Origin of the sequence: Commensalibacter sp. Nvir (assembly GCF_963921845.1) — a bacterium.
GTDB lineage: Bacteria > Pseudomonadota > Alphaproteobacteria > Acetobacterales > Acetobacteraceae > Commensalibacter.
Genome location: NZ_CAWUGZ010000106.1, coordinates 1 through 3,583, shown reverse-complemented (window position 1 = coordinate 3,583; position 3,583 = coordinate 1). Strand labels below are relative to the sequence as shown.

The 3,583-nt window shown below is 32.8% G+C and carries 3 protein-coding genes; all 3 read left to right on the top strand.

Annotation, left to right across the window (positions count from 1 at the left end; translation table 11 throughout):
• Positions 1-209: 209 nt before the first annotated feature.
• From AABE15_RS06650 to AABE15_RS06640, 3 genes are read left to right on the top strand one after another with little or no spacing between them, the layout of a single operon-like run.
• A complete protein-coding gene (locus AABE15_RS06650; protein WP_338330503.1) occupies positions 210-905 on the top strand; it encodes a Tim44/TimA family putative adaptor protein in 696 nt (231 codons plus the stop codon).
• 4 nt (positions 906-909) lie between these two features.
• Positions 910-2,103, top strand: a complete 1,194-nt coding sequence (locus AABE15_RS06645) for a murein transglycosylase A (RefSeq protein ID WP_338330502.1) — start codon at positions 910-912, stop codon at positions 2,101-2,103.
• Positions 2,104-2,155: 52 nt separating this feature from the next.
• Positions 2,156-2,968, top strand: a complete 813-nt coding sequence (locus tag AABE15_RS06640) for a site-specific DNA-methyltransferase (RefSeq protein WP_338330504.1) — start codon at positions 2,156-2,158, stop codon at positions 2,966-2,968.
• The last annotated feature ends 615 nt before the right edge of the window (positions 2,969-3,583 follow it).

Genomic DNA, 3,583 nt, shown 5'->3' with positions numbered 1-3,583 from the left:
TAATATTTCCATTCAAATTTATAGGATGACGAGCTTTCTTTCCTCAAACGTTAAAAGGATGGGTTAAAAATTTAATAACTGTTGAAACAATAAATTCATTTAAGATAAAAAGTTGATTTTTTCCATTAAAATAGAAACAATATATATTATGTTGTTTATTAAACTTGTTAACGCTATACAAAAAATACAATTGATCAATAGGTTTAAAAATGGATTTTTCTATGGGCAATTTTCCAGTCGATATAGTAGTGTTTGCATTACTCGCAGGATTTTTAATTTTACGGCTGCGCAGTGTGCTGGGTAAAAAAACAGGTTTTGAAAAGAAAAATAACGTCGATGCTGTGACTCCACCCCAACGTAAAACGTCTACAAACGAAGCCGCGAAAGTTTTAGAAGAAACTCCGCGAGTTGAACAAAATGTTCCTGCAATCGATACTGATATCGGCCAAATATTAAGCAAAATTACTCAGTTAGATGCTAGTTTTGATCCCAAAAAATTTCTCGACGGCGTTGCAGTTGTATTCCCTAAAATTTTATCTGCCTTCGCCAGTGAAGATTTGGAAACGTTAAAGTCATTGTTGGTTCTCGATGCTTATCGAGTTTTTGAAGCAAATATTAATGAACGAAAAAAACTCAATCATGTGCTTACTGCTGAAGTAAAATCACTTCATTCTTTAACCATAATAGGCGCTTCTTTATTTGAAGAAAGTGCGATTGCTCGTGCCACTTTGGAAGTTAAAATCATATCTAATCAGATCAATTGCGTTTATAACTCAGCTAAAGAGCCTATAGTAGGAACAGAATCCGTTACGGAATTTATTGATTTTTGGACTTTTGAGAGGGTTTTAGGCATAAATAATCAGGGGCCTTCTTGGCGTTTAAAATCTACACGTAGTGGAAGATAAATCAGTGTTAAAACTATTTTTAACTTTATTTTCTCGTGGGAGTATTTTGTTATTATTTTTCTTTTTAAACGCTTGTTCCCCGTCCAGTTTGCATAAAAAACAAGAGTTGATTGCAGTTTCTTATGAAAATTTATCAGGCTGGAACCAAGAAGATTACGTCCAATCGTTTTCACTTTTTTCCCAAGTATGCCAACGTTTTATTCAAATGAACCCGAACACTTATTTGGGAGGTCCGTCCTCAAAATATGGAACTAAAATTGGAGATTGGTTGCCTGCATGCCATGCTTCAAAGTGGGTTGCTGCAAATAATTCTTCACAAATAAAAAGTTTTTTCGAAAATTGGCTCCAGCCTTATTCTTATCCCTTGATGTATCACGGGAAAGTAACTGGATATTACGAACCTGAGATCGAAGGTTCATTGGTAAAATATGGACCTTACACTATTCCTGTTTATAAAAAGCCATCAAATCTTATTGCATACAGGCAAACGGATGGTCGGATCAATTATGGTTATTATAAAAACAATAAAATTTATCCCTATTATACGAGGGAACAAATTAATGATGGTGCGCTAGAGGGGGAAAATTTAGAGCTAGTATGGTTAAAAAATCCCATTGATTTATTTTTTATGCAGATTCAAGGATCAGGACGTGTTGTTTTACCGGATGGTCAAATTATTCATCTGGGGTATGCGGGTAAAAACGGTCAACCTTACACGGCAATTGGTACAGTATTAGTACAAAAAAATATTATGTCTAGTCAGTTGGTTAATATGTCTAGTTTAAAATCATGGCTTAATACTCATCGGGATCAAGCTAAATTTATTATGAATCAAAATAAAAATTATGTTTTTTTTCGTCGATTAGAAAATCAAATCAATGCCTATCAAGGACCGATTGGCTCCTTTGGGATGTTTCTCAATGCAGGACGTTCTGTTGCTGTTGACCATGATTGGATACCAATGGGTATTCCATTGTGGTTGGAGACAACTTTACCTTTACCTTCTGATTTTAAACGTCATCCTTGGACGCATATGGTATTTGCCCAAGATCTTGGCGGAAATATACGAGGCCCTTCTCGTATTGATTTATTTACGGGTTGGGGAAGAACAGCCGAATGGCTTGCAGGTTCAATGAACGAAAAAGCACAAATTTTTATGTTTTTGCCTAAATATCCTTCAAGGATTGAAAAAAATTAAATTGGCTAAATCACTGAAAAGAATACTTGGAAATAAACTTATTTCAGGCCAAATGGAAAAAAAAAATTTAAGACCTTATAGTTTTAGTATAGGTAATCACAAAATTGTTCGAGGTGATTGCTCGATAGTCTTGAAAAAAATACCAAAGCAACATGCTGATGTGATTATAACTTCACCCCCATATAATTTAGGGATAGTTTATAATAGTTATAAAGATAATAAAAAAGAACAAGATTATCTTAATTGGCTAGTTAATATTTGCAGTGAAATGAAACGCGTCTTGAAAGATGAGGGAAGTTTATTTCTTAATATTGCTGGATCTTCATCTTACCCTTGGTTACCGTTTGAACTGATGGTAAGGTTAAGAAAACATTTTTTTCTGCAAAATCATATTGAATGGATTAAATCCATAACGGTTAATGAGCAAAGTTATGGCCATTTTAAACCTGTGGTTAGTGATCGTTATGTACACCGTAATCATGAATATCTTTTTCATTTAACCAAAACTGGGGATGTGAAAATTAATAGATTACGCGTTGGGGTACCCTATAAAGACAAAACCAACATAAAACGTCGGGCACATAATTTAGACTTGCGTTGTCGCGGAGATGTTTGGTTCATACCTTATAAAACAGTGAGAAAAAAGTCAGAAAAATTTAATCATCCGGGTACTTTTCCTCAATTACTGCCGGAAATGTGTTTAAAACTCCATGGTGTTCAAAATCCTTTGGTTATAGACCCTTTTATGGGAACGGGTACCACTTTGGTTGCTACGCATTGTTATGGGGGAAAAGGTATAGGAATCGAAGTTGATCCGCATTACGTTAAAATTGCAACAGAACGGTTGAGGTCTTTAGCATTATAAGATCAATGAATAGTTCTTATCTAAGTTATTTTTACTTAAAAAACTTTTCGATAATGATATGTTAAATCCTGTCTTATACTATGATTTAACATGAAATAGATAAAACTGTTTATAATGTTGTATATGATCCTGTTAGTAAGCCAGTTATAGAACCATGGAACGGAATTAAAAGTTGCAAATTCGTTTTTACATAAAAAAAAAATTGTATTCACAAACGTTTTAATAGGGGTTCAGTGGATCAATCATTAACCAAATACCACTTTACCCTCAAATGATGAATAATGAGAAACTATTCAGTTCGTGAATAGTGTGTTGAATTATACTTAGTAATTACTCGCTATAATTTTAACCATAAGACAAAGTACAGTCGTTAATTTTTCAAAATCGAGCTATGTACATTTTACTAAAAATCTTTGTTTAAAATTAAATCAAAATAACCACTGAGTTAGAGGTCTATTAATGTGGAATTGATCAGTGTAGATAAAATTCGTTATAATATTAGGTAACGAGTGGATAATGATTTTTATTTAAAGTACTTTTTTATTGTAATAATAATCCATTTATTTTTTATAATGGAAATATAACGATTTTAAAATGGATTATATAAAATTAACT